Below are 24,006 nucleotides of genomic sequence, written 5' to 3' on the forward strand. Positions count from 1 at the left end.
CTTTTATAAATGCTTACGGATTTTCGAACTCATAGGTTTCGTCAATGAGTAGTAATAATTGACGAATTGACCGTTTTCGTCAATGAGGTATTTTTGAAAATTCCATTTCACGCTGGAACGTTTTTTACCATTTAATTCTTTAGAAGTCAACCACTTGTACAACGGATGTTGGTTTTTCCCTTTAACGTCAAGTTTTTCCGTAAGTGGAAAGGTAACACCAAAATTTATTTGACAGAATTCCTGAATTTGTGAAGCGTCTCCAGGTTCTTGTCGCCCAAACTGATTGCAAGGCGAACCAATAACAACCAATTGATCTTTATAGGAATCACTCAACTCTTGCAACTCTTTGTATTGTTTGGTAAATCCGCATTTAGACGCCACATTTACAAACAAAATTTTCTTTCCTTTAAAATCTGACAACAACATCGGATTTCCGTGAAGATCATTAATTTCAATATCGTAGATGGATTGTTTTTCAGTGTTTGCAGAAACATTGGTACTTAGTTTCGCTTTTTCAATGGTTTTCATAGCTTTTCTTTTTCTTTTCACTACAAAAATAACGATTTTAACGCTCTTTTTCACGAAAAGCGATACTTATCGTAGTTTTCATTTCTAATGAATATTTTCAAAAAGGATTCCTATTTTTACAAAAAAGTCACAACATGAAATTAAATCTATTTAAAGAGTTTAAAGAGTTTGCCGTAAAGGGAAATATGATTGATATTGCCGTCGGAGTTATTATTGGAGCCGCTTTTAACAAAGTGATTGATGTATTGGTGAAAGAAGTTTTTTTACCGCCATTATCGCTTTTGACAGACGGAATTAGCTGGTCCAATCGAAAAGTAATTCTGCGAGAAGCTGTAACAGCAGACAATATGCCAAAAGTAGACGAAGTCGCCATTGCTTATGGAAAGCTTTTTGAAGTGCTGGTCGATTTTGCCATTATTGGATTTACTGTGTTTTTAGTGGTGAAGTTTATGAATTCGATTCGTAAAAAAGGGCAAGATCCGAAGAATACAACCATTGCCACACCGAAAGATATTGAATTGTTGAGCCGAATGACGGAATTGATGGAACAGCAATTGGAAATTGCACAGAAGAATGCAGCGAAATAGTTTTAAAATTTACTTTACGCCTAATTTTTCCGAAATCCAATCGTTGGCAGCAGGAATCATGCGGAGTTTGAAAATGACAAATCCGTTGACGATCATACATGTTCCTACTTTTAGTAATATATCGAGCAGAATATAATTGGTTGTAGGAAAGTAATGCAACAGACTTACGGTGACCGTGAAAGACAGCAACAACCAAATATGCTTTTGTGTAAACGGTTGTATTTTATATTTTGAATAGATAAAAATCAGCTTCACGGTGTTGTACAAACTCATGGAAATCAATGTCGCATACGCAGCGCCTTCAATCCCCAAATTGAGATATTTGATAAAGTAAATATTCAATGAAATGTTTAATACAACTAAAATAGCAATCGCTACCATGTTGAAACGATAGTATTTTGAATACAGCAATATATGTGAATTGAACGAAGTCGTCATGTCAATCACAACATTAAAACTCAGAATTAAAATCACGGGAATGGTGTCTACTAAATTTTCACGCGTAGGTAGCATTGAAAATAAATCATCCACACCTAAAAAGATACAACAGAGTAAAAATCCACCAATAGCAAATAGCAATTTTGAGACTTCTTGATACTTTTTTCCAAGCGAAGTTATGTCATCTTTTGCTATATATTCTGTAATGATCGGACTGTAAATGGTATATAACCCAATCGCAGGAATTGCCAAGGTTGCCGCTAAAACCACGCCGATACTGTACGTTCCGTTTGCCGTCATGGCATTGCCTTCTTCAATCAAATTTGGCACCATAATTCCATCAATCTTAAATGCCAATAACGAACCGAGAATGCTAAAAAAAGCAAACACACTGTACTTTATGTATTCACTTCTAAATTCACGATGAAATACTTTTTTTGACTTAAAATTGAATTGAATGTTCGCTACTTTTTTCACATACCACAACGCAATGAGCATAATAATGACAAAACAAAGTACATAGATGATTTTTCCCGTTTCTACCGTGATCAAATTCCCTAAATACAGCAAAAAAATCGCTGGAAAGAAAATTTTAATTGAAAAGCGTTCTAATAGTGTCGGAATGGCAATTTTTTTATAGTTGGAAGCTTGTCGTTTGCACACATCCATGATCGCGAAAGCAACACCTACAATGACAGAATAGCCAATATAGTCAAAGACGTGAAAGTCTGTGAGTACAGTTGATAGTGAATTCGCCAATAACAAGAAAATAACAGAAAATAAGATGCCATTTATCATCACAATGAGTAACGTTGTGGAGAAAAAAGCATTTCGTTTTTCAGCAGATTCTTTAAATCGAGGAAAGTAGTTGACAAGCGATTGCGACGTTCCAAATACGAAAAACGCCATGAGAATTTGTGCACCATCAAAAATATAGCGAATGATCCCTAAAAATTCTTTGTCGTTCGGATAAATAAAAAGCGTGGACACAATGCCAATAGCCGCACCAACATAGTTGATGATACTAAATTTAAGCGTTTGTGACGATACTTCTTTTTGGTGTTTTTCCAATCGTGGCAAATGTTTGTATGACAAATGTACACAAATGTACGGAACGAGTCTGCGTTTTGAAAAATGAACTTTAGAAACGATCTCAAATACGATTTAAAGAAGCTAGAAAGACACGATTTTAGCTATGGTTTGTATATATTTGTATTGATCAAGACTTTCAACAGATGTACAGTAAATTCTATCCGCATAAGCGTTATAAATATACGCTTGAATTTTTAAAGGAAGTTATTCCTACTAATGCAAAGATTTTAGATTTGGGTGTAGAAAACCCTTTTTCAGAAATCATGAAGAAAGAAGGATATATGGTTGAAAACACGAATGGAGAAGATTTAGACGAAGATTTTTCATCAGTACAAAATAGTGATGCTGATGTAGTAACTGCGTTTGAAATTTTTGAACATCTTGTGGCACCTTTTAATGTATTGAAAGAAATTAAAGCAAAAAAATTGGTGGTTACCGTTCCGTTGCGTTTGTGGTTTGCAACTGCGTATCGCAGTAAAACTGATCCTTGGGACAGGCATTACCACGAGTTTGAAGATTGGCAGTTTGATTGGCTGTTAGAAAAATCAGGTTGGGAAATTATCAAAACAAAAAAGTGGACCAATCCTTCACGTCCACCCATTGCACCACGACCAATTCTTCGCCATTTGATTCCACGCTATTACGCTGTGTATGCCGAACGCAAAGCATAGTTTATGAAGTATTACATCATCATTCCAGCACATAACGAAGCGGATTTTATTGAACAAACGCTTCATTCTGTAGTGCAACAAACGCTGCTTCCAAAAAAAGTAGTACTCGTAAATGATGCTTCTACCGACGCTACCGAAATGATTATTGATCGGTTTGTGGCGCAGTATTCTTTCTTCACGAAAGTGAACACCAATGCGAGTGATGAACATCTTCCGGGCAGCAAAGTCGTAAAAGCTTTTTATACAGGTTTTGAAACGTTGGATGCTGATTTTGATGTGATTGTGAAATTAGATGCGGATCTCATTTTACCCACAAATTACTTTGAAACGATTTGTCGTCATTTTGAAAGTGATCCAAAAATTGGAATTGCTGGCGGTTTGGCTTTTATTGAGAAAAATGGCAATTGGGTATATGAAACTGTTGCCGACAAAAATCATGTGCGAGGTCCATTTAAAGCCTATCGAAAAGCGTGTTTTGAACAAATTGGCGGTTTGCAAAAATCATTAGGTTGGGACACTGCAGATGTGCTTTTAGCGCGTTTTTATGGTTGGAAAGTATTTGTAGATGAAACTTTAGCAATAAAGCACTTAAAACCTACGGGGAATGCATACAAACAGAAAGTGCATCGCAACCACGGAGTCGTTTTTTATAAACTTGGATATGGCTTTTGGATTTCGTTGATTTCTTCCTTCAAAATTGCACTGAAAAAGAAAAGTATTCCTATCTTTTTCGATTATATGAAAGGATTTTTTGCAGCTCAAAAAGCAAAAACACCTAAAATGGTGACTTCGGCACAAGCTACATTCATTCGCACCTACAGACGTACGCAAATGACGCGAAAAATTAAACGCTTTTTAGGTCTTTAATAGTCAGAAAAATAGCAGGTATTTCTTCGCATTTTAAACAAAAATTGCATTTTCTCAGAAATTTAGCGTATTTTTAAATCGTATTACCTCTCAAGAAACCCCGATTCAGTAAAAAGTACATACATGATTAATGCAATTATCATTGAAGATGAGCAGTCTTCCATGGAATATTTAGTAGCTATTCTTAAACAACATCATTCATATATAAATATTACTAGCTGGGCTTCTGATGTTGAAAATGCTGTAAAATTAATTCAACGTAAAAAACCTGAAATTGTTTTTTTAGACATTCAACTGAACGACGGAAGTGGTTTTCAAGTGTTGGATGCACTTCAATCAGAAATGAATTTTGAGGTTATTTTCACCACAGGCTTTTTAGATTATAAAGAAAAAGCCATGGATTATTTTGCGTTTTATTACCTCAACAAACCTATACAAACAGACGAATTGAAAAGAGTGCTGGATATGTATATGTTGAAACGTTCTGCGTTTGACAAACTTAAATTTGAAGCTTTAAAGCAGCAAATTGCCAGCAAAGGCGAATCGATAACTATTTATGAAAGAGGCAAATATACGTCTATTCGCTGTGCGAGTATTGTGTATTGTGAAGCTTCTGGAAGTTATACAAATGTGTATCTAAGATCGGGGGAACAAGTCATGATTTCAAAAAATTTGAAGTCGGTAGAAGAACTGTTGGAACACAAAGATTTTTTTCGTGTACATCGATCTTTTTTGGTGAATGTAAAGCAAGTTAAAAAGTTTACTCCAGACGGCATTGTAACCTTGTCAAATGGTGTTGAAATCACTACTTCTATCAGAAATCGTAAAAAAGTAATACACTTTTTAAGCCTGTATAATAAAAAGAATATTTAGTTTTTTAAGACCATTTCAATTGGATTTCCTGTAGCTGCATTTGGAAAGGAAATTTCTAATAAAGCGGAAATTGTCGGTGCAATGTCTGTAATTTTGATTCGCTGTAAAGTTTCTCCTTGTTGAATTCCATGTCCGTAAAATAATAGTGGAACATGTGTATCATAATTAAATCCTGAACCATGCGTGGAACCTGTACGCGAGTATGGAATCGTGGCAATATCCAACACAAAACACACATCACCAGATCGTTTTTGGTTGAAACCACGCTGTAACGTAGCTGCAATTCCATGTGTAAATTCACTGTTCAAAAAAGCAGTTCGTGTGTATACTTTTGAAATTTGATTGTGAGTTAATAATTCGCGTTGTAGTGCGTTTTCAATCGCTGTAGCGGAAAGGTTCAATCGTTTTATTTCAGTGTGATTTAAGAATATTTGTCCACTTGAAATGTTTTCTATGAGTTGGTCGCTTCCGTAAGTCGTATTTAAGAAATCTTCTAAGTGTTTTTTAAAAGGACGATTTTCAAAATATCCTGCTGGAATTTTCAAATCTTGCAAATACGATGGCACATGTACCGCCGCGTGATCTGCCGTTAAGAAAATGGTATAGTTTCCTTGTCCCACTTCTGCATCAAGCGTTGCAAATAAGCGTTCTAAATCTTTGTCTAATCGCAAATACGTATCTTCAATTTCTTTTGAGTTTACACCAAAACGATGTCCCACATAATCTGTACTTGAAAAGCTAACTGCCAAGAAATCGGTATCGTTATCTTTTCCTAAACTTTCTCCTTGTATGGCTGCGATTGCAAAATCGGTTGTCAAGCTATTTCCGTACGCCGTTGCTTTTAGAATGTCAAATCCGCCATTTTCGTCTTTTAAATTTGCCAAATCATACGGAAACGCTGCATTCGCTTTTCCTTTAAAAGAGCCTTCATACGAACTTGCATCTTTGTCACTTTCTGTATACGAATTGATGTCGTACAAAGTATTCCAAGTGGTCAGATACTTTTCTGCTTCATCCGCCGCATTGAATTTTTGCACCCACGTTGGCAATTCGTTGGTATAATAAGTACTTGTAATCCAATTTCCTTTGTCTTTTCCATAAAACCAATAGGCTCCATTTGCGGCGTGACCTGCTGGTAACACTGCGCCTCTATCTTTAATGGCAATTCCGATCACTTTTCCGCGTTGTTGTGTATCCAATCGCAATTGGTCTGTTACAGTCGTCGTTAACATGCGATGTGGAGACATTTTCCCTGCCCATTCTCCTTCTACTCCTACAGAAGCGTAACGATCGTCGAATGCGCAATACACCGATTTTTTGATGAATTTATCATACCAATCGTTTGCAATAATTCCATGATTTTCGGGAGTCGTTCCTGTGTATACGGACGCGTGTCCAGGACCTGTATATGTTGGAATGTAATTGTAATGCGTGTTTTTACAATTGTATCCTTCTTTGATCATTCGCATAAAGCCACCATTACCATATTTGCTTTCAAAACGCGTTAAATAGTCGTAACGCATTTGATCAACTACAATACCAACCACCAATTTTGGTTTGGACGTAGCTGAAGTTTGTTCAGACGTTTCGGTAGTTTTTTTCGGCGTGCTTTTTACTTTTTGCTTTACAGAAATGCACTGAATAAAAAGTAATGACAACACACCAAGTAAGATACTTTGCTTCATGATTCAATTCGAATTTATTAGCTATAGATGATTTTATGATTTCAAAAGTAATTGTTTTACAGCAAATACCATTTTAACTAATCATTAAATCGTTAATTATTTTATTAGCTTCTATGAATAATGTATTTTTAGCCCATGATTTACCTAGAAAATATAGGACGCTATTTTTTAATGTTAAAAAGCGTATTTAGTAAGATGACCAAATGGTCGATGCTAAGAAATCTTATTTTTAAAGAAATTGACGATTTGATTATCGGTTCTATGGGAATTGTATGTTTCATTTCCTTTTTTGTGGGCGGTGTTGTTGCCATACAAACTGCCTTGAACATTAACAATCCGTTGATTCCTAAATACCTTGTTGGTTTTGCTACACGACAGTCGGTAATACTAGAGTTTGCTCCTACATTTATTTCTATCATTATGGCAGGAAAAGTAGGTTCATTTATCACGTCAAGTATTGGAACCATGCGTGTTACCGAGCAAATCGATGCGTTGGAAGTAATGGGCGTAAATTCGTTGAATTACTTAGTTTTTCCAAAAATTATTGCCTTGTCTTTGTATCCTTTCGTGATTACGATTGCGATGTTTTTAGGAATTGTCGGCGGTTGGTTGGCGTCTATTTATGGAGGATTTTCTACGAGTGCCGATTTCGTTCAAGGATTGCAAATAGATTTTATACCCTTTCACGTAACCTATGCATTTGTAAAAACCTTTGTGTTTTCATTTGTATTGGCAACCATTCCTTCTTTTTACGGCTATTATATGAAAGGTGGCGCGTTGGAAGTTGGAAAAGCAAGTACAACCTCGTTCGTTTGGACGAGTGTTGTGATTATTTTGATAAATTACCTCATCACACAATTATTACTGACTTAATGATCGAAGTAAAAAACATAAAGAAATCTTTTGATGGTGTTGAAATTTTAAAAGGAATTTCAACCACGTTTGATAAGGGAAAAACCAATCTCATTATTGGACAAAGTGGTTCTGGAAAAACGGTTTTTTTAAAATCACTATTAGGACTACATGTACCTGAAGAAGGTTCTATTGTGTTTGATGGGAAAGAATACAAAAGTTTATCTGTTAAAGAGAAAAGAGAGCTGCGTACCGAAATGGGCATGGTTTTTCAAGGAAGTGCCTTGTTTGATTCCATGACGGTTTCTGAAAACGTGATGTTTCCGTTGCGTATGTTTTCAAATCAATCTAAAAGTGAAATGCAAGATCGTGTCGATTTTGTATTGAAACGTGTCAATTTGGTTGATGCACACCATAAATTTCCCGCAGAAACTTCTGGTGGAATGCAAAAACGTGTGGCAATTGCGCGTGCCATTGTGATGAATCCGAAGTATTTGTTTTGTGATGAACCGAATTCTGGACTCGATCCGAAAACGGCGATTGTGATTGACAATTTAATTCAAGAAATTACGGACGAATATAACATTACGACTGTCATCAACACACACGATATGAATTCCGTGATGGAAATTGGTGAGAAAATTATTTTCTTAAAAAACGGTGTGAAAGCTTGGGAAGGCACCAATAAGGAAATCTTTAAAACTGATAATAAATCTGTAACCGATTTTGTGTATTCTTCTGATTTATTCAAAAAAGTAAGAGAAGTATATTTAAAAGAACTCGAAGGCTAAAAGTACTTTCAAAAACTTCTCTACTATATAGTATACCAATTTACATTTAAAATGGTATTATTCGCGAGTTAAGATATATTCTCTGCTTAAAAAATCCGCTTCAGAGAGATCCATTTTTAGAATCAGACTGTCTTTTGTGACTTTAGAAACTTTGATAGTTTTGTTGGCTTTCTCCAATAATATGGTTTCCAAATTTTCATAATATTTCCAATCACAACGTCTTGTAAAAGGTTTACCAACAAAATATACAGAATCTTTACTAATACGTATCTTTTCAAAATTATCTAGCGAAAAAGGAACTGTTGTTCGCAACGAATCCAATGGAAGTTTCTCCTTGTAAACCAGCTTCCAAGTTCCATATAATGAAGGCGATTTTTTATAAGCCTTGTTTACTTCCTCAAAAACTTGTGATCTTTCTTGAAAAAGATAATCAGTGATATATACTTTATCGTTTACCAATGAATCCACAACGCCGTATGTTACTTGGAAAACACCGTCATTATTTTGAACTAATATGGTACGATTGTCAACATTTTCAACCCTCCAAAAACTTGTATTCAATATACTAGTAGCCTCACTGAACGAATACATTACAGAATCATTGGTAAAGTCAAAATATGCTTCTGTATCATCGTAGTATGTTTTATAATGTTTTCCCGTTGGATTCCAATTTATAGTTTTAGAATTTTTAGGCAATTTTCTCAAGATAGTTTGATACATTTTGTCATCAATCATACTCGAAAGAACAATACTATCGGTTGAAATTTTTAGTTGATTTTCTACTTCATTCCCAAGTTTGATTGTATTACTCGTTAATGAAAAATTAACAACGGTATCAATATACCCTCCTGAGTTTTTAGAGTTAAAACTTTTAAGTCGCACCGTATTTCCTTTAAAATCCATCAGATGAATATAGTCGGGAGCATCTCTAAATGTATTGTTAGCATCGTTACTAGTTTGAAAGTAGCTTACAATCCAAGTTCCTTCTAAAGCAGTGTTGGAATTTTTGTCAGTTGTACAAGAAATACATATTGAAATTATGAATAGTACTAAAAGAATTGATTTTTTGTTCATGATGGTAATATTTACGGTTTCTAGAAATATTTGTATAGATTTTCTTTGAAACGTTACAAAAATACTTTACACAAAAGAAAGACTGTCTAAAAAGTATAACTTACGTCAAACCGAACTCTTGTGCTGAACTCCTATACCGAACTTGATTCAGTATGATTCAGTTTCTCATAAAGATTAGAAATCAATATGATGAGACTCTGAGTCAAGCTCAGCATGACGTTTCCGATAATCTTTTCTATACTAAAAAAGCGAACCTTACTAAGTCCGCTTTTTAATGAAGTATAATTTTTTAATTTATTTACTCTCTAATACGCTCCACAATTAAGGTATCTAAGGCTAGTTTTTGCTGCAACCATATTTTCAACTCTGCTTCGCGAAGCGTTTGAATGCTATCACTCAACGCAGGATTCCATTTTACGGCAGCTACTGGAATGGTATCTACGGTACTAAAATTACTAGAACTCAACATTCTAGCATATCCAAATTGACGTAAATCTGCATATTGTATTTTTGCGTCTTTGGATAAGGTACTGAAAGCAACATATTTTTCATTCTGTGAAGAAGCTTTCGATTTTAATTGATCTTCTAAATTTAATTTATCTTGTTTCAATTTAGTATTTTCTTCCTGCAATCCTTTAATCACAAGTTCTTTTTGATCTAAATCTTTGTAAGCCCTGTCTAACGCATCTGAAATTTTATCAACACTTCTATTTTTATTACCAAAAATCTCTAATGTAAAATCTTTGATACTTTCATATTCTTTGATATCGCTTCTATACTGCGCTTCTAAAACAGAGGAAACTTCTCCATTAAAGTGCAGAAATATGGTTCTATTGTCTATGTCTAAATCTTCTTTTCGCTTTTGTAGCCAAACTTGAGGGTTTTTCTCTATTTTTTCTACAAATAAATTATAATCTCTACTGATATTGCTTTCCTGCAACACATTCCAAAAGGTCCAAACTGCAGGAATCATCACTGCAAAAGCGACCAAAGAAGCCAATCGTGAAATTCGTTTTCGCCGTTTAGAATTGGCGTATTTCAACATTGGAAAACGCAGCAATTTCAACACCAAAAAGGTAGCTAAGGCAATAAATATCGTGTTGATGGTAAACAAATACATGGCACCACCTGCATATCCCAATCCTATAGATCCGCCTTTGGCAAGTCCGAAACCTACCGTACATAATGGCGGCATTAAGGCGGTTGCAATTGCCACACCAAAAATCACAGAAGCAATGGTTCCTTTTTTGGTTCTCGCAATAATTAATGCCAAACCACCAAAAAAAGCAATCAAAACATCACGAATATCGGGTGCTGTTCTAGCTAATAATTCAGAAGAATCTTTCTGTAAAGGAAAAAATTTAAAGAATAGAAAGGCGGTCAAAATACTCACCACAACCATGACTATGAAGTTGATCAACGATTTACGAAGCGTGTAAATATCGTTGATCGCAATCGACATTCCCATTCCCAGAATTGGTCCCATTAATGGGGAAATTAACATGGCTCCAATAACAACTGCTGGCGAATCTGCATTCAATCCGACCGAAGCAATAAAGATGGAACAAATTAAAATCCAAGTCGTTGCCCCTCTAAACGGAACATCTTTTTTGACATCTTCAATGGTTTGATCTTTATCTACGTCATCTCGAATATCTAAAAGATTGTGTAAAAACCTTTTCAATCCTTCCCATAAACCTTTCGGGTCATCTACAACCTGCGTTCCATTGGTAGTTTCTTTGGGTTCGTCTTCTGTAAAATTAAATTTGTTTTCGCCTTCTGTACTCATGTATTATCCGTAATTTTCACCAAAGGTGTCTTTAACTTTTTGTAAAACTTTTTTAATGTCTTGCTCTTTTGCTTTTGGGTAAATTAACAAAACATCTTCTTTATCCACGACAATATAATCATTTAATCCATCAATCACCACGACTTTTTTATTCGTCGTGCGAATCATATTTCCACTTGCTTCTTGCAATATAGGTTTTGCATTGACAACCGCATTACGGTTTTCCTCTTTGTCCAATTTGTCATACAAGCTTCCCCAAGTTCCTAAATCATTCCAATCAAACGTTGCTGGCAGTACATACACGTGTGTTGCGTGTTCCATGATGGCATAATCAATCGAGATGTTTTCAGATTTTCCATAATTATCCCGAATAAAATCGTCTTCAAAGTCTGTATTGTACACCGAAATGCCTTTTTCAAATAACGCGTACAGTGTTGGTTGAAATTTTTGAAAAGATGTTACAATCGTTTTGACGCTCCAAATAAAAATTCCTGCATTCCACAAATAATTTCCGCTTTCAAAAAAGGTTTTCGCTGTTGCATAATCGGGCTTTTCCGTGAATTGATGCACTTTTTTAATTGCATGTTCACTTTTTTCAAAATTAATATATCCGTATCCTGTATTTGCAAATGTTGGTTGAATCCCCAACGTCATCAGTACATTTTCTTGTTCGCATTTGTCAAAAGAAGCTTGTAAATTGTCCACAAAAGCAGTTTCATCTTCAATCCAATGATCACTTGGTGCTACGACCATCACGGCATTTGGATTTTCTTTCTGAATTTTGAGCGAAGCATATAAAATACAGGGTGCTGTATTGCGCATGGCAGGTTCTAACACCACTTGTTTTTGTGTGGCATCTGGCAATTGTGCTAAAACCAGATCGTTATATTTTTCATTCGTAAGAATGTAGATATTTTCTTTTGGAATGAGCTTTGAGAGTCTACTAAATGTCTTTTGAATCAAGGTTTCTCCTGTTCCCAACATGTCGTGAAACTGCTTCGGGAAGCTAGATGTACTTACCGGCCAAAAACGCGATCCTACGCCGCCAGCCATGAGAATGGCATAATAATTCTTGTTCATTTTCGTCATTTTTCGTGGTAGTTTTTTTTGTTATGAAGGCAATATAATACAGATTGCGGAAATACCTAACAAAACTGTAGATTATTGATGGTTTGGTATCGTTGATCGGTTATAAAAATAAGATGTTCGGATATATTGTAAAGTCTCATTTAATTTTCTGTACAAATTAGATATAATTTGGTTCACTAAAAGTCCCAATAGTTCTATTAATAACTAACTCCGCAACAATTCCACTTCCGCATTTGGGTTGAACAAATACACACGACCCGAAGAAACTTCTACACATTCATAGCGTTTGACACGTTTGTTGCCGCGTTTGAATATTTTCCCGTTGTGTAATCGGAATGTACTGCCATGTGGAATTTCAAATACATAGTTTTTATCATTTTCTGGATCGTATTGTTTCAGTGCCAACGCAAATTTGGCATCTGTATCACTACTGGCTTTCGGGTTTTTGAAATGATTTGCCACAATCGGTAAAATCTTCATGGGAAATACCTGCGGATTGATAAACGGCAGCATCAATTGTTGAAAGGTGCGTTTCCACTCGATTCCGTGCGGTTTTATCAAACGCCCAAAATTTTCATACGCAACCAAATGTGCAATTTCATGAATTAAGGTTACAAAAAACCGGTATTTATTTTCGCCAGCATTTACGGTAATCATGTGTTTACCATCGGGCATTCTGCGATAATCGCCATGTCGTGTGACACGTTGATTGACGATTTTTAAATGCACCTGATGCGCTTTGATCAATTCAAAAGTAGGATCTACAGCGCGTTCAGGAATGTATTTGGCTAGTATTTCTTTCACGGTTTCACAAAAATACACATTTGTTTGGAAAAGCAATAAAGTATATCCTTGACAACCTGACGATTTCGGGAATGGAAACGTCAGGTTGTATTTTGAGATTTAAAAATTACTTTCTCCCCTTTCTCCATCTTCTAAAAAAGATAATTCCAACAATTGCAAGTAGAATGATTGGCCAAATGGATAAAATGCCAATGAATAGACTTTGTATAAAATGCCAACCTCCTAACAAAGCTTCTTTAGCTTTAGCTCCAAAACCCTTTTTGTAGGCCACAGGCTGCTCTTTGTATTCAATGGTTTCATAAATTTCTACTTGAATCGTACTAAACGCCACTCGGCTACTCATGTATTTGAGTTTTCCCTGAACAACTTCAATTTCTTCTTGAATGACGCGCAATTGATTTTCTGTCGCCAAAATATCCTTCACGGTTTTTGCATTTTTTCGTAAAACTGCCTCCAAACGTTCTTTCACTTCTATTTTGGTTTGCAAGCGCGTTTGTGCGTCCATATATTTTTCTGTGACATCGGTTGTAGAAATGTTGACATAATCGGTTTCTTCTGCAAATTTCTGAATGCCGTCTAATACGGTGTCAAAGTTTTCTTTGGGAATTTTGATCGTGAATCGGTTTTTCTTTTCGTTGTAATTTTTATCGTAACGCAATTCCGAAATATAACCACCTTGCACGTACATCATTTGTTTGATATCTGTCAACGCTTGCGCAATATTTTTCACTTTGTAGCGCGTACTCGCTGTTTTGATAATTTTTAAGTTTTCAGGAATGTTTGAAGCGAAAGTCTGATCGTTACTTGGTGATGTATATTTATAATCTTTACCTTTCCCTTCAACATCAAACTGAACATCTGTAGTGAGCACATCTACGCCATCATAATCATATTTGAGATCGACATTTTCTAACGAAAGTTCTTCTGTAAAACTTTTAGGATTCCCATCATGACAAGACATGAATATTAAGAAAAGAAAAATACATACTGATGATTTTAAAATTTGTTTTCGTGTGATTGCATTCATAATTTTATATTTTTAAGGATTACGAATACAAACCTATCAACGTTTTGGCAAGAAGCTTTGTAAACGACTTGTAACAGCTTTGTAAATTAATTTACAAAATACAATTAACTGATTATCTGATTTTTACATTTTAATTGAACACAGAAAAAACATATCATTTTTCACGATTAAAGACGGAAATTGCAGCCACATTTCTGGCTTCGCATTCAGCTTCGAGTGATATTCGTGCGTGGAAAGGAAATACGATTACAGATTTTCAAGAAGATTTACGCCGTAAAACCAACGATAGTATTAGCGAAAAATGGTTTTACACGTATATTAAGAATGATGCCGAAAAGTTGCCGCGTATTGACATGTTGAATTTACTCAGTGTGTATGCTGGTTTTGAAAATTGGAATGATTTTGTGCAGCAACATGCTGAAACTAAAGTTGAAAAAAGTGCCAAACGTTTTCCAAAATTTGTCTGGTTGTTTTTGCTAGTTCCATTACTTGCGTTTGGAATTTATAGTTTGTATCCGACAGAAAACATCTTTTCCTTTTGTTTTGTAGATGCCGATCAGCGGGAAAATATCACAAAAATTCCGTTGGATATTGAAGTGATTCGCACCAATGAAACTTCTTTGTATTTTCGAACGGATAGTTTGGGCTGTTTCTCCTACTCAACTCCTGAAAAGCAATTGACGTTTGTGGTAAAATCGCCGTATCATAAAACGGATACGATTGTGCGACATATCAATTCGAGTTCACACAAAACTGTGCATTTACAAACGGACGATTACGCACTCATGTTATTGTATTATGCGAATGGAAACAAAGATGATTGGAAAAAACGGCGTGTACAATTGAACGAATTGATTTCAGAGAATGCGCAAATTTATCGTGTGTTTAAAAATGATATTGGGATTGAACTATATAGCAAAAAAGAATTTATCAACTTATTAACGATTCCGACAAGTAGTTTGAAAAAGTTGCAAATTTTGGACAAAGTATACGCGAATGAACAGATTGTGAAACTTAAATTCAGGATTCAATGATGCGAAAGATATTGTACATATTCGGCTTCTTATTTTGTATTTCATGCAATGAATTTTCACCTAAATCTGAAAATTCGACTGCGCCAACAGAAGATTCTAAAGTTCAAGAGTTGTATTTTGACACCGATGGTTCTACAGATGCCGTAAAAGGCACAGAGTTAAGTTTTACCACAAATTATTTTAGATTCGAAGCGATTGATTCAGAAATTTCTGAAAAGCTTCAAGCCAATTACGAAGCGCAATTGTTAGCGACGAAACATCCTGAATTCGCAGAAGCAATCAATGAGCAATTGGCAAATTCGAGTAAATTTAAAGAAGCAATTGCAGATTCCATTCAAACCATTTCCATTGAAAACATTGAATTTCTAGGCGATCTACAAACTCGCAACGATGACACTTCCATCCAAAAAATGAGCTTCACAAAACGGATCAATTCAACGTATACTGAGAAAGATAGCGTTTTAGTCGTCATAAAACGTTCTGTGATTGAAATTGATGATACTAAAAAAGTAAATACCTCGTTTTCATTTGAGAATTTAGATTGATTCCATTTTTAGATCCGCTGTTGTTAGATTTTTTTTATGGCGCTAACGTTTTTTGTGAATCAACTCACTGAAACGATACGACTTTTTTTCTTATCAACTAACAACAAATCAATTACGCCGAAAAAACAGCACAATAATTTTTTGGCACGATATTTATATATATATTGAAAACGAATTAAATTTAAAACAGATGAAAAGAGTATTGCTACTTCTATTTCTTTGCGCTGCTTTGCCCGCTGTTGCGCAAACTGAGTTATCCGATGATGACGCCGAATCAAAACTACTCGTAGATAATGATCGCCTGATCGTGCTAGATTTTTACGCCACTTGGTGCGGACCTTGCAAACGTATGGATCCGATTTTGAAAGAATTGAACAAAAAATACAAAGATCGTGTTGATTTTTACAAGATTGATGTCGATAAAAGCCAAGTAGATGATGCTTTGGGAATTTCGGCAATGCCAACGTATTTATTCATCAAAAACAGTTCAAATTTGGAACAAATTGAAGGTGCGATGAGCAAGACAAAGATGGAAAGTTTGGTCAAAAAATACATGAACTACGATGAAGATGAAGTAGAAGAAACTGTGATTGAATCTACAGAGACTGATGGCGATAGTTTTTATGATGCTACTGCAAAACATGGAGATGCTGACGAATTTAGTCAGGCAACCTTAGACAAAATTTGGAATTCTTCTACACGATTGAATTCTCTAGCTTGGCATGCGTACAAAGAACATGACAATGTAAGGCATTTACTCAAAGCCATTAAAGTTGTAGAGCGTTCTATTGAATTAGAAGCGAACTATTACAACGTAGATACACATGCAGCGCTACTATACAAAACTGGGAATTACGCGAAAGCATTGAAAAAAGCAAAAAAAGCAATTGATATTGCAAAAAAAGAAGGCATCTCGTATGGTTCAACTTCAGAACTGATTGAAAAAATTATTGAAGAAATGTAAATTCATTTCATAAAAATAGTAAAAAAGGAAGCTACTCATAGTTTCCTTTTTTATTTGCACATAAAATAGTACTTTTAGCTTAGCATTCTTACAATGAATGCTAAAACAATCGTATTCATCAATTTACATACAATTTAACATGAAAAAAACCGCATACATTCTTACCCTTTTAGGATTATTGACTTTCTATTCAACCTATGCACAATCAGATACCAAACGTTCCATAAAAGCGTCTGTTGGTTACGGAATTAGTTCGCCTTATGATGATGTCGAAGTAAATGGTAGTGGTTTTTTTGCTCAGGGTGAATATGTACTTGAATTCTACAATTGGTTGGATGTTCGTCCTTATGCAGGTTTTATTTTAGCAAGTAGTGACGAAGAAGATAATGCTGCAAACGAAGCTGGATTTAAATCTGATGCTAATGCTTTTTTGATTGGTGGAAAAGCAAGAATAACAGCACCAATTCCTTGGGTTGCACCGTATCTTGAAGCTGGTATTGGAATGTCTTTTGGGAAGTTTGAAACCATTACAAATACTACTAATATTGAAAAAAGTGGTGCACTGTATCATATTCCAATTTCTGTTGGATTAGAAATCGGACGTAAACACAATATAGATGTTTCGCTTACATACTTTCTGCATCCAACTGCTGAGCAAGTTTCAGGTGCTTTTACTTTTGGTGTGGTGTTCCCGTTGAATTAGTTTTTTACTCATACACTTTCTAAGACATTATAAAACTTGTAACAAAACTCAAATCCGCTCGTCTTGCTCGTATAAAGAAGGGAAATTATGGATTCAAAAAGGTTACAAAAAATTGGTGGTGTTGCTGCCATTTTAGAAGCATTGATTTATATCATTGCTTTTATATTTTATGGTGGAATTTTAGCGTTTCCAAAAGCAACTGCCAGTACCCAAGAAGAATTCAACTTTCTCTCTGAAAATTATACCACATTATCCATTTTAAACTTTATCAGTTATGTATTGTTTGGAATTTTGCTGGTCATTTTGGTCGCAGCAATTTATGAACGGTTCAAAAGTTATGCACCACATTTTGCTAAAATCATCGCTGCTTTTGGAATGATTTGGGTGGTTTTGGTCATTGCCAGCGGCATGATTTCTAATATTGGTTTGCATGAAGTTGTAGAAATAGGCACTAAAGATCCTGAAAATGCGATGCTTATTTGGTCGAGCGTCAGTATTGTGACAGAAGGACTTGGCGGCGGAAATGAAATTGTAGGTGGAATTTGGGTTTTGTTAATTAGTATACTTTCTATAAAAGAAAAACTCTTTTCTATTCCTTTGTCTGCTTTGGGCATTATTGTGGGAATTGCAGGAATTTTAACGGTTTATCCATTAGATATCTTCACAGAAATCTTTGGAATTTCGCAAATTGTTTGGTTTTTATGGATTGGATTTGTGATGATTGGGAAGTCAGCCACACCTAAAAACTAGAAACTGTCGCTTTCTTTAGGTGTAACGTTTGTATGAATTTGATACTTATACATTGTAACCAATAAAACTTGCACAATGATATACCGCGTTAAAGAAAAATTTTGGTCTTTTGGAGACAACTTCGCTATCAAAGATGAATATGGAAATGATTGTTTTTATGTTAAAGGAAAAGTATTCTCTTGGGGAGATAATTTATCATTTCAAGATAAAGACAGAAACGAAATTGCAGTCATTAAACAAAAACTATTCACACTACTGCCAAAATATCAAATCTTTATAGATGGTGAATTGTATGCGGATATCCAAAAGCAATGGAGTTGGTTTAAGAAAAAGTTCACCTTAGATGTTCCTGGACCGAACGACTACACGATTGAAGGTTCTTTTTGGGGACATGAATTTTCGTTCATTCGAAATAACAGAGAAGTGGCAACCATTAGTAAAAAACTGTTTGCTTGGCGCGATAGTTACAGCGTTGATATTAAAGAAGACGAAAACCATGCGGCTATTATAATCACTTGCATTGTTATTGATCAGATATTGCATGATGGGAATCATTCGTAAGCACTAGCTTTCTAGCTTTTTATACGCTTAGTTTCTTCTATAGTATTTTACAAACTCATCCAAACATAAAATTTGTTTGTATATATTAGTGAACACACAAGTGAACATATATGAAAAAAGCAATCTTAGTTTTAGCAATCGTTTTATCAATAAGTAGCTGTCAAAAGCAAGTCAACGAAAGGATTTTGTTTTCATCAAGCAGTTTGGGGAACTCAGATATTTATGTCATGGATAGTGAAACACTAAACTCAAAACAGCTTACAAATTCAACTTTTGAAGAATGGGGACCGACTTGGATTACGGAAAACGAAATTTCCTTTTTAAGACAAAAGCACGATCAAATTTTACGCTATAAATTGAATCTTGATACAGGAGAAGAATCTCAGATACAACATCCTGAAAACTGTATTTTGGATGATAAAAACATGTTGTACGCTTCCAACGGTTTTTTACAATTGTACCAATGTACGTCTAATATCTTCTTGTTTGATAAAAAAGCAGGAACCACAACGAATCTCACTCAAAACATGAATGGATATTCGAAATATCCTAGTTGGAGTTTTGATGGCACACAGGTAATTTTCACCAACAATCAATCAGGAACTAATGATATTTTTATGATGGATCTCGCAACCAAAAAAATTACCCAAGTAACCGATTTCCCTTCCAATGATGAACGCGGCGAACATTCTCCTGATAGAAAGCATATAGTGTTTAGTTCTGATAAATTTGAAACTAGGAATCAAGACATTTTATTAAAAAACTTAGAAACTGGAACGTTAGAAAATATTTCCAACAGCAAAGGCACTGAATTAATTGCTAGATGGAGCGTTGATGGAAAACATATCTATTTTGGCAGTAATAAAGATGGTAATTGGGAAATTTACCAATATACTTTACAAGACAAATCCACCAAAAGAATGACAACAAATGCAGCTTTTGATGGAGATCCTAGAGTTTTTAAAGGCTGATGTATTCTTTCGCTGATACAGTCACTAAAGACGGTTGATACGCTGGCACATCAAATCTCATATTGAGATACAACCATTTCGTTGGCACAGAGTTCGATTTTCCATTGACAATTTTATCATAATCAATTCCCCAATCTAATAAGTTTACTTGACCGCTTAACACTAAGGAACTTGCTATTGTTTCTTTTGGATCTCTAATTCCTGTGACAAAAAATTTCACTTCTTTTTCAATGCCTTTGATAGCCATTTTCCCATTAACTTGATACCAATCTACGCCCATCGTATACACATTTGTAGATGTAAACGTAATTTTTTCATTATGTTCTCCAACAAACAAACCTGGCTTTCTAATGGTTGCTGTTAATTCCTTTGCTCTACAAACGTTAAATGTATTTGGATCTACTTCAAAGGAAATGTGCATGTTTTCCAAAGGGTTTCCTTGATCGCTACGTGAAGCAATGTCTAACTGTAAGTTGGTCACAACACCCGCAAATGGCGTACTGCAATGTCCGTGAGTCACAAATAAATTTATAGTCTGATGATCTTTGCTTTCTAAGGAAGATATTTGTTCTTTTGGTTCAGTATTTGGCACATTGTTAGCGTAACCACTAACGACTAATACGATTACTAATACAGCTAAGGGCAACGCAATATTTTTGAGTTTCTTCATGATTTTATTTTTACATTTCTACGAATATAGCCTGAAGTGCTTATTAAATTTGTCAATCAAATGTAAAAAAAGTGTCAAAAGTGAATTTACACAATCGGAATCAAGGCGTAGAACTCGAAACTTGCATTATTTTTCCGTTATAGTATTTGTTTCCGTTAAGGGAAAAATCAAAGATATATTCTGCCATTTCCAAGGCACTTAACGGTGCCTTGTATCCAGGAAATGCTTCTGCCAACATTTCGGTTTGAACTGCACCTAAAGCAAGTACGTTGAACGCAATTCCTTGGTCTTTGTACTCTTCTGCTAATAATTCTACCAAGGTAATCACCGCACCTTTGGAGGAACTGTATGCTGCCAATCCTGGGAATTTCATACTTCCCTGAATGCCGCCCATAGAACTAATGGTGACAACGTGACTTCCCGATTTCATAAACGGCAATAACACACGACTCAATTCTGCTACACCAAATACATTGACGGTGTAAATCCATTGAAAATCGTCCATCGTGGTTTCTCCAAACGGTCGGTTCAACAAAGAACCTGCATTGTGAATCACGATGTCAACTTGTTCCCAGTTTTCTTTTACAAAATTGGTCACGCGATCGTAATCTTCTGGTTTGCTTAAATCGAATGCAAAAGAAGTGATATTATCATAGGTCAAATTTGAAATTGGCTTTTCATTTCGCGATAATGCCAAAACATTGTAACCTGCATTGGCAAATAAATGTACCAATTCAAAACCTATTCCGCGACTTGTTCCTGTGATGATGACGTTTTTCATAATGAAGTGTGCTAAAGTTGTGAGCTGCTGAATCAAGTTCAGCATGACCTAATTTTATTTTAAAGTACTTCTCGATACTAATTTGTTACATTTCGACTTCGCTCAATGTGACACAAATTCACTCGAAGTGACGTTTTTTTAACTCAAATAATATCCTTATTTCGAAGTTGTCAATTGAATCTCTTTTGTAGGTGCGTTCACTGCTTTTCGCACAGCTGGAATAAACGTGTTTACAAAGTTTGCCATGTGATTGAAATCCATGATATCTGACTCATCTCCTACTTTGTGATAGTGATCAAAGTTTGTAAAATCGAACGTACAGAACGTTTGTGCTGGAATTTTGAATTCGTTAAAAAACGGATAGTTGTCCGAACGCATAAACAATCTATACTCACCTGCTTTTGGTAAGAATCCTGCAATTTTCTTTCCTGCATATTCGTTCATCTTTACTGCCAAATTCGATTTTTCAAATCCAGTTACGTACGCCGTATAATCTTTTCCAACTAAAGGTACACCTACCATTTCAAAATTTAACATTAGGTATAGATTCAAGTTTTCTTTCTTTAGCGTTTTTGCCAAATATTTTGAACCTAACAAACCTTTTTCTTCCGCAGAAAACAATGTAAATAAGATGCTTCTTTTGTTGCTTTTGGTCTTTGCAAAGTATTTTGCCATCGTCATTACCGTTCCTACACCAGCAGCATTATCATTCGCGCCATTTGCAATTTTATCACCATCTACAGCTTCTGCAAATCCAATATGATCGTAGTGCGCACCAAGAATGACAAATTCATTTTTTAAATCTGGATCATTTCCTTCTAAATAGCCAATGACATTAAATGCATTTTTTCCTTTGACCGTAAAACTATCTCGATAGGTGTCAAAATACGGTTGTACACCAATAGTTTTAAAATAGTTTTCAATATACGTTGCGGCTTTTTCAATGCCTTCCGTTCCGGTGTCTCTTCCTTCCAATTCGTCAGAAGCCAAATAGGTAACAATGTCGTCTACTTCTTGTGCTTCAATGACAATTTCTTTGGTTTTACACGAAAAGAAAAGCAATGCTAGGAAGCAAATGGCAATTATATTTTTAAGATGTTTCATGATGATGATGATTGTTTTTGATGATGATGCTATTACTTGTTATGAATAAAAAATCCCACTTCCGTGGGATTTTTCAATGTGTATGTATGTTAAGCTAACATAGTCACGGGATTTTCTACATACTGTTTTACAGTTTGCAAAAATTGTGCTCCTGTGGCGCCATCAACAGTTCTGTGATCGCACGCTAATGTTACTTTCATAGTATTTCCTACGACAATTTCTCCGTTTTTCACCACTGGTTTTTGGACAATCGTTCCAACCGATAAAATAGCAGAATTTGGCTGATTGATAATTGAAGTGAATTCTAAAATTCCAAACATTCCTAAGTTAGAAATGGTGAAGGTACTTCCATCCATTTCTGCTGGAGAAATCTTTTTGTTTCTTGCTTTCCCTGCCAATTCGCGTACTTTTCCTCCAATGGTAGTCAAACTCATTTGGTCTGCAAATTTCAACACTGGTACTAACAATCCTTCGTCAACTGCTACGGCTACACCAACATGAATGTGTTTGTGATACGTTGTAGAATTGTCGTTCCAAGTGGTATTTACTTGAGGATGTTTTCGCAATGCCATCGCGCAAGCTTTGACAATCATATCATTGAAAGATACTTTGATATCTGGAATTGCATTGATGGTTTTACGAGAAGCAATCGCGTTGTCCATGTCCAATTCTACCGTAAGGTAATAATGTGGCGCCGAGAATTTCGATTCTCCTAAACGACGTGCAATGGTTTTACGCATTTGCGAGTTTTTCACTTCTTCGCTGCTTTCTTCTCCCGCTGGCACAAATGGTGTGATTGCTGGAACTGATTCCGCAGCTGGAGTAGCAACTGAAGGTGTCGCTTTTGCTACTGGTGCCGCTACGGCTGCTGGTGTAAAGTTTTCTACATCACGTTTTATAATACGTCCATGATCACCTGATCCTTTCACTTGCGTGAGATCAATTCCTTTGTCGGCTGCAATTTTCTTTGCCAATGGTGAAGCTATAATTCTACCGCCCGAAGATTCGCTGCCAGAAGCTTTTGGTGCTTCCGCTTTGCTTTCTGCGGCTAAGTTTCCCGAAGGTTTTGATACCGTTTCTTCTGAAGATGAAGTAGCTGAATCACCTGAAGCTGCTGCTTTCAAAACCGTATCTACATCCGTTCCTTTTTCTCCAATAATTGCTAAAATACTATCTACAGGTGCCGTTTCTCCTTCTTTTACGCCAATGTAAAGTAATGTTCCTTCATTGAAAGATTCAAATTCCATGGTTGCCTTATCCGTTTCAATTTCAGCAAGAATGTCACCTTCTTCTATGGTATCGCCTACTTGTTTTAACCAAGACGCCACAGTTCCTTCCTCCATTGTATCGCTCAATCGTGGCATGGTAACGACAATCGCGCCTGCTGGCATTTCCACTTTTTCAGTAGTGGATTTAGGCGCTTCTTCTGTTTTCGTTTCTGTAGTTTCTCCTTTTGGTTCTTCTTTCGTTTCCGAAGTTCCGCCACCTTTTACCAAGGCATCTACATCTTCTCCTTCTTCACCAATAATGGCTAACAACGTATCAACTGGTGCGGTTTCTCCTTCTTGCACGCCAATGTAAAGCAATGTTCCTTCATGGAAAGATTCGAATTCCATCGTTGCTTTATCAGTTTCAATCTCTGCGAGAATGTCACCTTCTTCAACTGTATCACCTACTTGTTTTAGCCATGATGCCACAACACCTTCTTCCATGGTGTCACTTAGTCGTGGCATGTTTATAATTTCTGCCATGTTTT

The 24,006-nt window shown here is 35.6% G+C and carries 25 protein-coding genes; 13 read left to right on the forward strand and 12 right to left on the reverse strand.

Features of this window, described 5'->3' with window-relative positions:
- Positions 1 to 3: 3 nt before the first annotated feature.
- Positions 4 to 528 carry a glutathione peroxidase gene (locus tag KORDIASMS9_RS00740; RefSeq protein WP_114901011.1) on the reverse strand — a complete coding sequence of 175 codons (525 nt, stop codon included), beginning with the start codon at positions 526 to 528 and terminating at the stop codon, positions 4 to 6.
- Positions 529 to 662: 134 nt separating this feature from the next.
- Between KORDIASMS9_RS00740 and mscL the strand changes: the two genes are divergently transcribed.
- Complete coding sequence (gene mscL, locus KORDIASMS9_RS00745) at positions 663 to 1,115, forward strand: large conductance mechanosensitive channel protein MscL (protein ID WP_114901012.1); 453 nt, start codon at positions 663 to 665, stop codon at positions 1,113 to 1,115.
- A 9-nt stretch (positions 1,116 to 1,124) separates the two neighbouring features.
- On the opposite strand, the gene KORDIASMS9_RS00750 is transcribed toward mscL, so the two are convergent.
- Complete coding sequence (locus tag KORDIASMS9_RS00750) at positions 1,125 to 2,648, reverse strand: lipopolysaccharide biosynthesis protein (protein WP_114901013.1); 1,524 nt, start codon at positions 2,646 to 2,648, stop codon at positions 1,125 to 1,127.
- Positions 2,649 to 2,788: 140 nt separating this feature from the next.
- On the opposite strand from KORDIASMS9_RS00750, the gene KORDIASMS9_RS00755 reads away from it, so the two are divergent.
- The 3 genes from KORDIASMS9_RS00755 to KORDIASMS9_RS00765 all read left to right on the forward strand — a co-directional run bounded on the left by KORDIASMS9_RS00755 (position 2,789) and on the right by KORDIASMS9_RS00765 (position 5,056).
- Positions 2,789 to 3,316, forward strand: a complete 528-nt coding sequence (locus KORDIASMS9_RS00755; protein ID WP_114901014.1) for a methyltransferase — start codon at positions 2,789 to 2,791, stop codon at positions 3,314 to 3,316.
- Positions 3,317 to 3,319: 3 nt separating this feature from the next.
- The gene (locus tag KORDIASMS9_RS00760; RefSeq protein WP_114901015.1) at positions 3,320 to 4,183 is read left to right on the forward strand and encodes a glycosyltransferase family 2 protein; all 864 of its coding nucleotides are present in this window, start codon (positions 3,320 to 3,322) and stop codon (positions 4,181 to 4,183) included.
- A gap of 123 nt (positions 4,184 to 4,306) precedes the next feature.
- Positions 4,307 to 5,056: a LytTR family DNA-binding domain-containing protein gene (locus tag KORDIASMS9_RS00765; RefSeq protein WP_114901016.1), complete on the forward strand. Its 750-nt coding sequence runs from the start codon at positions 4,307 to 4,309 to the stop codon at positions 5,054 to 5,056.
- On the opposite strand, the gene pafA is transcribed toward KORDIASMS9_RS00765, so the two are convergent.
- On the reverse strand, positions 5,053 to 6,741 hold the full coding sequence (gene pafA / locus KORDIASMS9_RS00770) for an alkaline phosphatase PafA (RefSeq protein ID WP_114901017.1): 1,689 nt from the start codon (positions 6,739 to 6,741) through the stop codon (positions 5,053 to 5,055). The genes KORDIASMS9_RS00765 and pafA overlap by 4 nt on opposite strands.
- Positions 6,742 to 6,876: 135 nt before the next feature.
- Here pafA and KORDIASMS9_RS00775 point away from each other — a divergent pair, with 135 nt between their 5' ends.
- Together KORDIASMS9_RS00775 and KORDIASMS9_RS00780 are read left to right on the forward strand one after the other, a co-directional pair.
- Positions 6,877 to 7,614, forward strand: a complete 738-nt coding sequence (locus KORDIASMS9_RS00775) for an ABC transporter permease (RefSeq protein WP_114901018.1) — start codon at positions 6,877 to 6,879, stop codon at positions 7,612 to 7,614.
- Complete coding sequence (locus KORDIASMS9_RS00780) at positions 7,614 to 8,384, forward strand: ABC transporter ATP-binding protein (protein WP_114901019.1); 771 nt, start codon at positions 7,614 to 7,616, stop codon at positions 8,382 to 8,384. The genes KORDIASMS9_RS00775 and KORDIASMS9_RS00780 overlap by 1 nt, the downstream gene beginning before the upstream one ends.
- Positions 8,385 to 8,441: 57 nt before the next feature.
- On the opposite strand, the gene KORDIASMS9_RS00785 is transcribed toward KORDIASMS9_RS00780, so the two are convergent.
- The 5 genes from KORDIASMS9_RS00785 to KORDIASMS9_RS00805 form a co-directional block, all read right to left on the reverse strand.
- The gene (locus KORDIASMS9_RS00785; protein ID WP_114901020.1) at positions 8,442 to 9,458 is read right to left on the reverse strand and encodes a hypothetical protein; all 1,017 of its coding nucleotides are present in this window, start codon (positions 9,456 to 9,458) and stop codon (positions 8,442 to 8,444) included.
- Positions 9,459 to 9,756: 298 nt separating this feature from the next.
- Positions 9,757 to 11,247: a DUF389 domain-containing protein gene (locus KORDIASMS9_RS00790; protein WP_114901021.1), complete on the reverse strand. Its 1,491-nt coding sequence runs from the start codon at positions 11,245 to 11,247 to the stop codon at positions 9,757 to 9,759.
- 3 nt (positions 11,248 to 11,250) lie between these two features.
- Complete coding sequence (locus KORDIASMS9_RS00795) at positions 11,251 to 12,327, reverse strand: mannose-1-phosphate guanylyltransferase (protein ID WP_114905105.1); 1,077 nt, start codon at positions 12,325 to 12,327, stop codon at positions 11,251 to 11,253.
- Between the two features lie 213 nt (positions 12,328 to 12,540).
- Positions 12,541 to 13,140 carry a SprT-like domain-containing protein gene (locus tag KORDIASMS9_RS00800; RefSeq protein ID WP_114901022.1) on the reverse strand — a complete coding sequence of 200 codons (600 nt, stop codon included), beginning with the start codon at positions 13,138 to 13,140 and terminating at the stop codon, positions 12,541 to 12,543.
- Between the two features lie 106 nt (positions 13,141 to 13,246).
- Positions 13,247 to 14,167, reverse strand: coding sequence for a DUF4349 domain-containing protein (locus KORDIASMS9_RS00805; protein ID WP_114901023.1), 921 nt, complete (start codon positions 14,165 to 14,167; stop codon positions 13,247 to 13,249).
- Positions 14,168 to 14,301: 134 nt separating this feature from the next.
- On the opposite strand from KORDIASMS9_RS00805, the gene KORDIASMS9_RS00810 reads away from it, so the two are divergent.
- The 7 genes from KORDIASMS9_RS00810 (at position 14,302) to KORDIASMS9_RS00840 (ending at position 19,695) form a co-directional block, all read left to right on the forward strand.
- Complete coding sequence (locus tag KORDIASMS9_RS00810; RefSeq protein WP_114901024.1) at positions 14,302 to 15,201, forward strand: hypothetical protein; 900 nt, start codon at positions 14,302 to 14,304, stop codon at positions 15,199 to 15,201.
- On the forward strand, positions 15,198 to 15,746 hold the full coding sequence (locus KORDIASMS9_RS00815) for a hypothetical protein (RefSeq protein ID WP_114901025.1): 549 nt from the start codon (positions 15,198 to 15,200) through the stop codon (positions 15,744 to 15,746). Before KORDIASMS9_RS00810 ends, KORDIASMS9_RS00815 begins: the two co-directional genes overlap by 4 nt.
- A gap of 190 nt (positions 15,747 to 15,936) precedes the next feature.
- Entirely contained in the window at positions 15,937 to 16,710 is a 774-nt protein-coding gene (locus KORDIASMS9_RS00820; RefSeq protein ID WP_114901026.1) for a co-chaperone YbbN, read from the forward strand.
- Between the two features lie 139 nt (positions 16,711 to 16,849).
- On the forward strand, positions 16,850 to 17,413 hold the full coding sequence (locus tag KORDIASMS9_RS00825) for an outer membrane beta-barrel protein (RefSeq protein ID WP_114905106.1): 564 nt from the start codon (positions 16,850 to 16,852) through the stop codon (positions 17,411 to 17,413).
- Positions 17,414 to 17,500: 87 nt separating this feature from the next.
- Positions 17,501 to 18,163 (forward strand): DUF4386 family protein, encoded by a 663-nt coding sequence (locus tag KORDIASMS9_RS00830; protein WP_114901027.1) that lies wholly within the window; start codon positions 17,501 to 17,503, stop codon positions 18,161 to 18,163.
- A 75-nt stretch (positions 18,164 to 18,238) separates the two neighbouring features.
- Positions 18,239 to 18,724 carry an LURP-one-related/scramblase family protein gene (locus KORDIASMS9_RS00835; protein WP_114901028.1) on the forward strand — a complete coding sequence of 162 codons (486 nt, stop codon included), beginning with the start codon at positions 18,239 to 18,241 and terminating at the stop codon, positions 18,722 to 18,724.
- Between the two features lie 110 nt (positions 18,725 to 18,834).
- A complete protein-coding gene (locus tag KORDIASMS9_RS00840; RefSeq protein WP_114901029.1) occupies positions 18,835 to 19,695 on the forward strand; it encodes a PD40 domain-containing protein in 861 nt (286 codons plus the stop codon).
- Here KORDIASMS9_RS00840 and KORDIASMS9_RS00845 read toward each other — a convergent pair.
- The 4 genes from KORDIASMS9_RS00845 to KORDIASMS9_RS00860 form a co-directional block, all read right to left on the reverse strand.
- A complete protein-coding gene (locus KORDIASMS9_RS00845; RefSeq protein WP_114901030.1) occupies positions 19,685 to 20,365 on the reverse strand; it encodes a YceI family protein in 681 nt (226 codons plus the stop codon). The genes KORDIASMS9_RS00840 and KORDIASMS9_RS00845 overlap by 11 nt on opposite strands.
- Before the next feature lie 100 nt (positions 20,366 to 20,465).
- Positions 20,466 to 21,146: an SDR family oxidoreductase gene (locus tag KORDIASMS9_RS00850; protein ID WP_114905107.1), complete on the reverse strand. Its 681-nt coding sequence runs from the start codon at positions 21,144 to 21,146 to the stop codon at positions 20,466 to 20,468.
- A 156-nt stretch (positions 21,147 to 21,302) separates the two neighbouring features.
- Positions 21,303 to 22,250 (reverse strand): M20/M25/M40 family metallo-hydrolase, encoded by a 948-nt coding sequence (locus KORDIASMS9_RS00855; RefSeq protein ID WP_114901031.1) that lies wholly within the window; start codon positions 22,248 to 22,250, stop codon positions 21,303 to 21,305.
- 89 nt (positions 22,251 to 22,339) lie between these two features.
- Positions 22,340 to 24,001 (reverse strand): pyruvate dehydrogenase complex dihydrolipoamide acetyltransferase, encoded by a 1,662-nt coding sequence (locus tag KORDIASMS9_RS00860; protein ID WP_114901032.1) that lies wholly within the window; start codon positions 23,999 to 24,001, stop codon positions 22,340 to 22,342.
- Positions 24,002 to 24,006: the final 5 nt, after the last annotated feature.

It is taken from the genome of Kordia sp. SMS9 (assembly GCF_003352465.1).
GTDB lineage: Bacteria > Bacteroidota > Bacteroidia > Flavobacteriales > Flavobacteriaceae > Kordia.

Excerpts from the sequence above, each read along its gene's own strand:
- KORDIASMS9_RS00855 (WP_114901031.1), bottom strand. The coding sequence starts at position 22,250 with ATGAAACATCTTAAAAATATAATTGCCATTTGCTTCCTAGCATTGCTT.
- KORDIASMS9_RS00830 (WP_114901027.1), top strand. The coding sequence starts at position 17,501 with ATGGATTCAAAAAGGTTACAAAAAATTGGTGGTGTTGCTGCCATTTTA.
- KORDIASMS9_RS00825 (WP_114905106.1), top strand. The coding sequence starts at position 16,850 with ATGAAAAAAACCGCATACATTCTTACCCTTTTAGGATTATTGACTTTC.
- KORDIASMS9_RS00760 (WP_114901015.1), top strand. The coding sequence starts at position 3,320 with ATGAAGTATTACATCATCATTCCAGCACATAACGAAGCGGATTTTATT.
- KORDIASMS9_RS00780 (WP_114901019.1), top strand. The coding sequence starts at position 7,614 with ATGATCGAAGTAAAAAACATAAAGAAATCTTTTGATGGTGTTGAAATT.
- KORDIASMS9_RS00845 (WP_114901030.1), bottom strand. The coding sequence starts at position 20,365 with ATGAAGAAACTCAAAAATATTGCGTTGCCCTTAGCTGTATTAGTAATC.
- KORDIASMS9_RS00765 (WP_114901016.1), top strand. The coding sequence starts at position 4,307 with ATGATTAATGCAATTATCATTGAAGATGAGCAGTCTTCCATGGAATAT.
- pafA (WP_114901017.1), bottom strand. The coding sequence starts at position 6,741 with ATGAAGCAAAGTATCTTACTTGGTGTGTTGTCATTACTTTTTATTCAG.
- KORDIASMS9_RS00795 (WP_114905105.1), bottom strand. The coding sequence starts at position 12,327 with ATGAACAAGAATTATTATGCCATTCTCATGGCTGGCGGCGTAGGATCG.
- KORDIASMS9_RS00860 (WP_114901032.1), bottom strand. The coding sequence starts at position 24,001 with ATGGCAGAAATTATAAACATGCCACGACTAAGTGACACCATGGAAGAA.
- KORDIASMS9_RS00850 (WP_114905107.1), bottom strand. The coding sequence starts at position 21,146 with ATGAAAAACGTCATCATCACAGGAACAAGTCGCGGAATAGGTTTTGAA.
- KORDIASMS9_RS00740 (WP_114901011.1), bottom strand. The coding sequence starts at position 528 with ATGAAAACCATTGAAAAAGCGAAACTAAGTACCAATGTTTCTGCAAAC.
- KORDIASMS9_RS00815 (WP_114901025.1), top strand. The coding sequence starts at position 15,198 with ATGATGCGAAAGATATTGTACATATTCGGCTTCTTATTTTGTATTTCA.
- mscL (WP_114901012.1), top strand. The coding sequence starts at position 663 with ATGAAATTAAATCTATTTAAAGAGTTTAAAGAGTTTGCCGTAAAGGGA.
- KORDIASMS9_RS00790 (WP_114901021.1), bottom strand. The coding sequence starts at position 11,247 with ATGAGTACAGAAGGCGAAAACAAATTTAATTTTACAGAAGACGAACCC.
- KORDIASMS9_RS00820 (WP_114901026.1), top strand. The coding sequence starts at position 15,937 with ATGAAAAGAGTATTGCTACTTCTATTTCTTTGCGCTGCTTTGCCCGCT.
- KORDIASMS9_RS00840 (WP_114901029.1), top strand. The coding sequence starts at position 18,835 with ATGAAAAAAGCAATCTTAGTTTTAGCAATCGTTTTATCAATAAGTAGC.
- KORDIASMS9_RS00775 (WP_114901018.1), top strand. The coding sequence starts at position 6,877 with ATGATTTACCTAGAAAATATAGGACGCTATTTTTTAATGTTAAAAAGC.
- KORDIASMS9_RS00755 (WP_114901014.1), top strand. The coding sequence starts at position 2,789 with ATGTACAGTAAATTCTATCCGCATAAGCGTTATAAATATACGCTTGAA.
- KORDIASMS9_RS00805 (WP_114901023.1), bottom strand. The coding sequence starts at position 14,167 with ATGAATGCAATCACACGAAAACAAATTTTAAAATCATCAGTATGTATT.
- KORDIASMS9_RS00785 (WP_114901020.1), bottom strand. The coding sequence starts at position 9,458 with ATGAACAAAAAATCAATTCTTTTAGTACTATTCATAATTTCAATATGT.
- KORDIASMS9_RS00835 (WP_114901028.1), top strand. The coding sequence starts at position 18,239 with ATGATATACCGCGTTAAAGAAAAATTTTGGTCTTTTGGAGACAACTTC.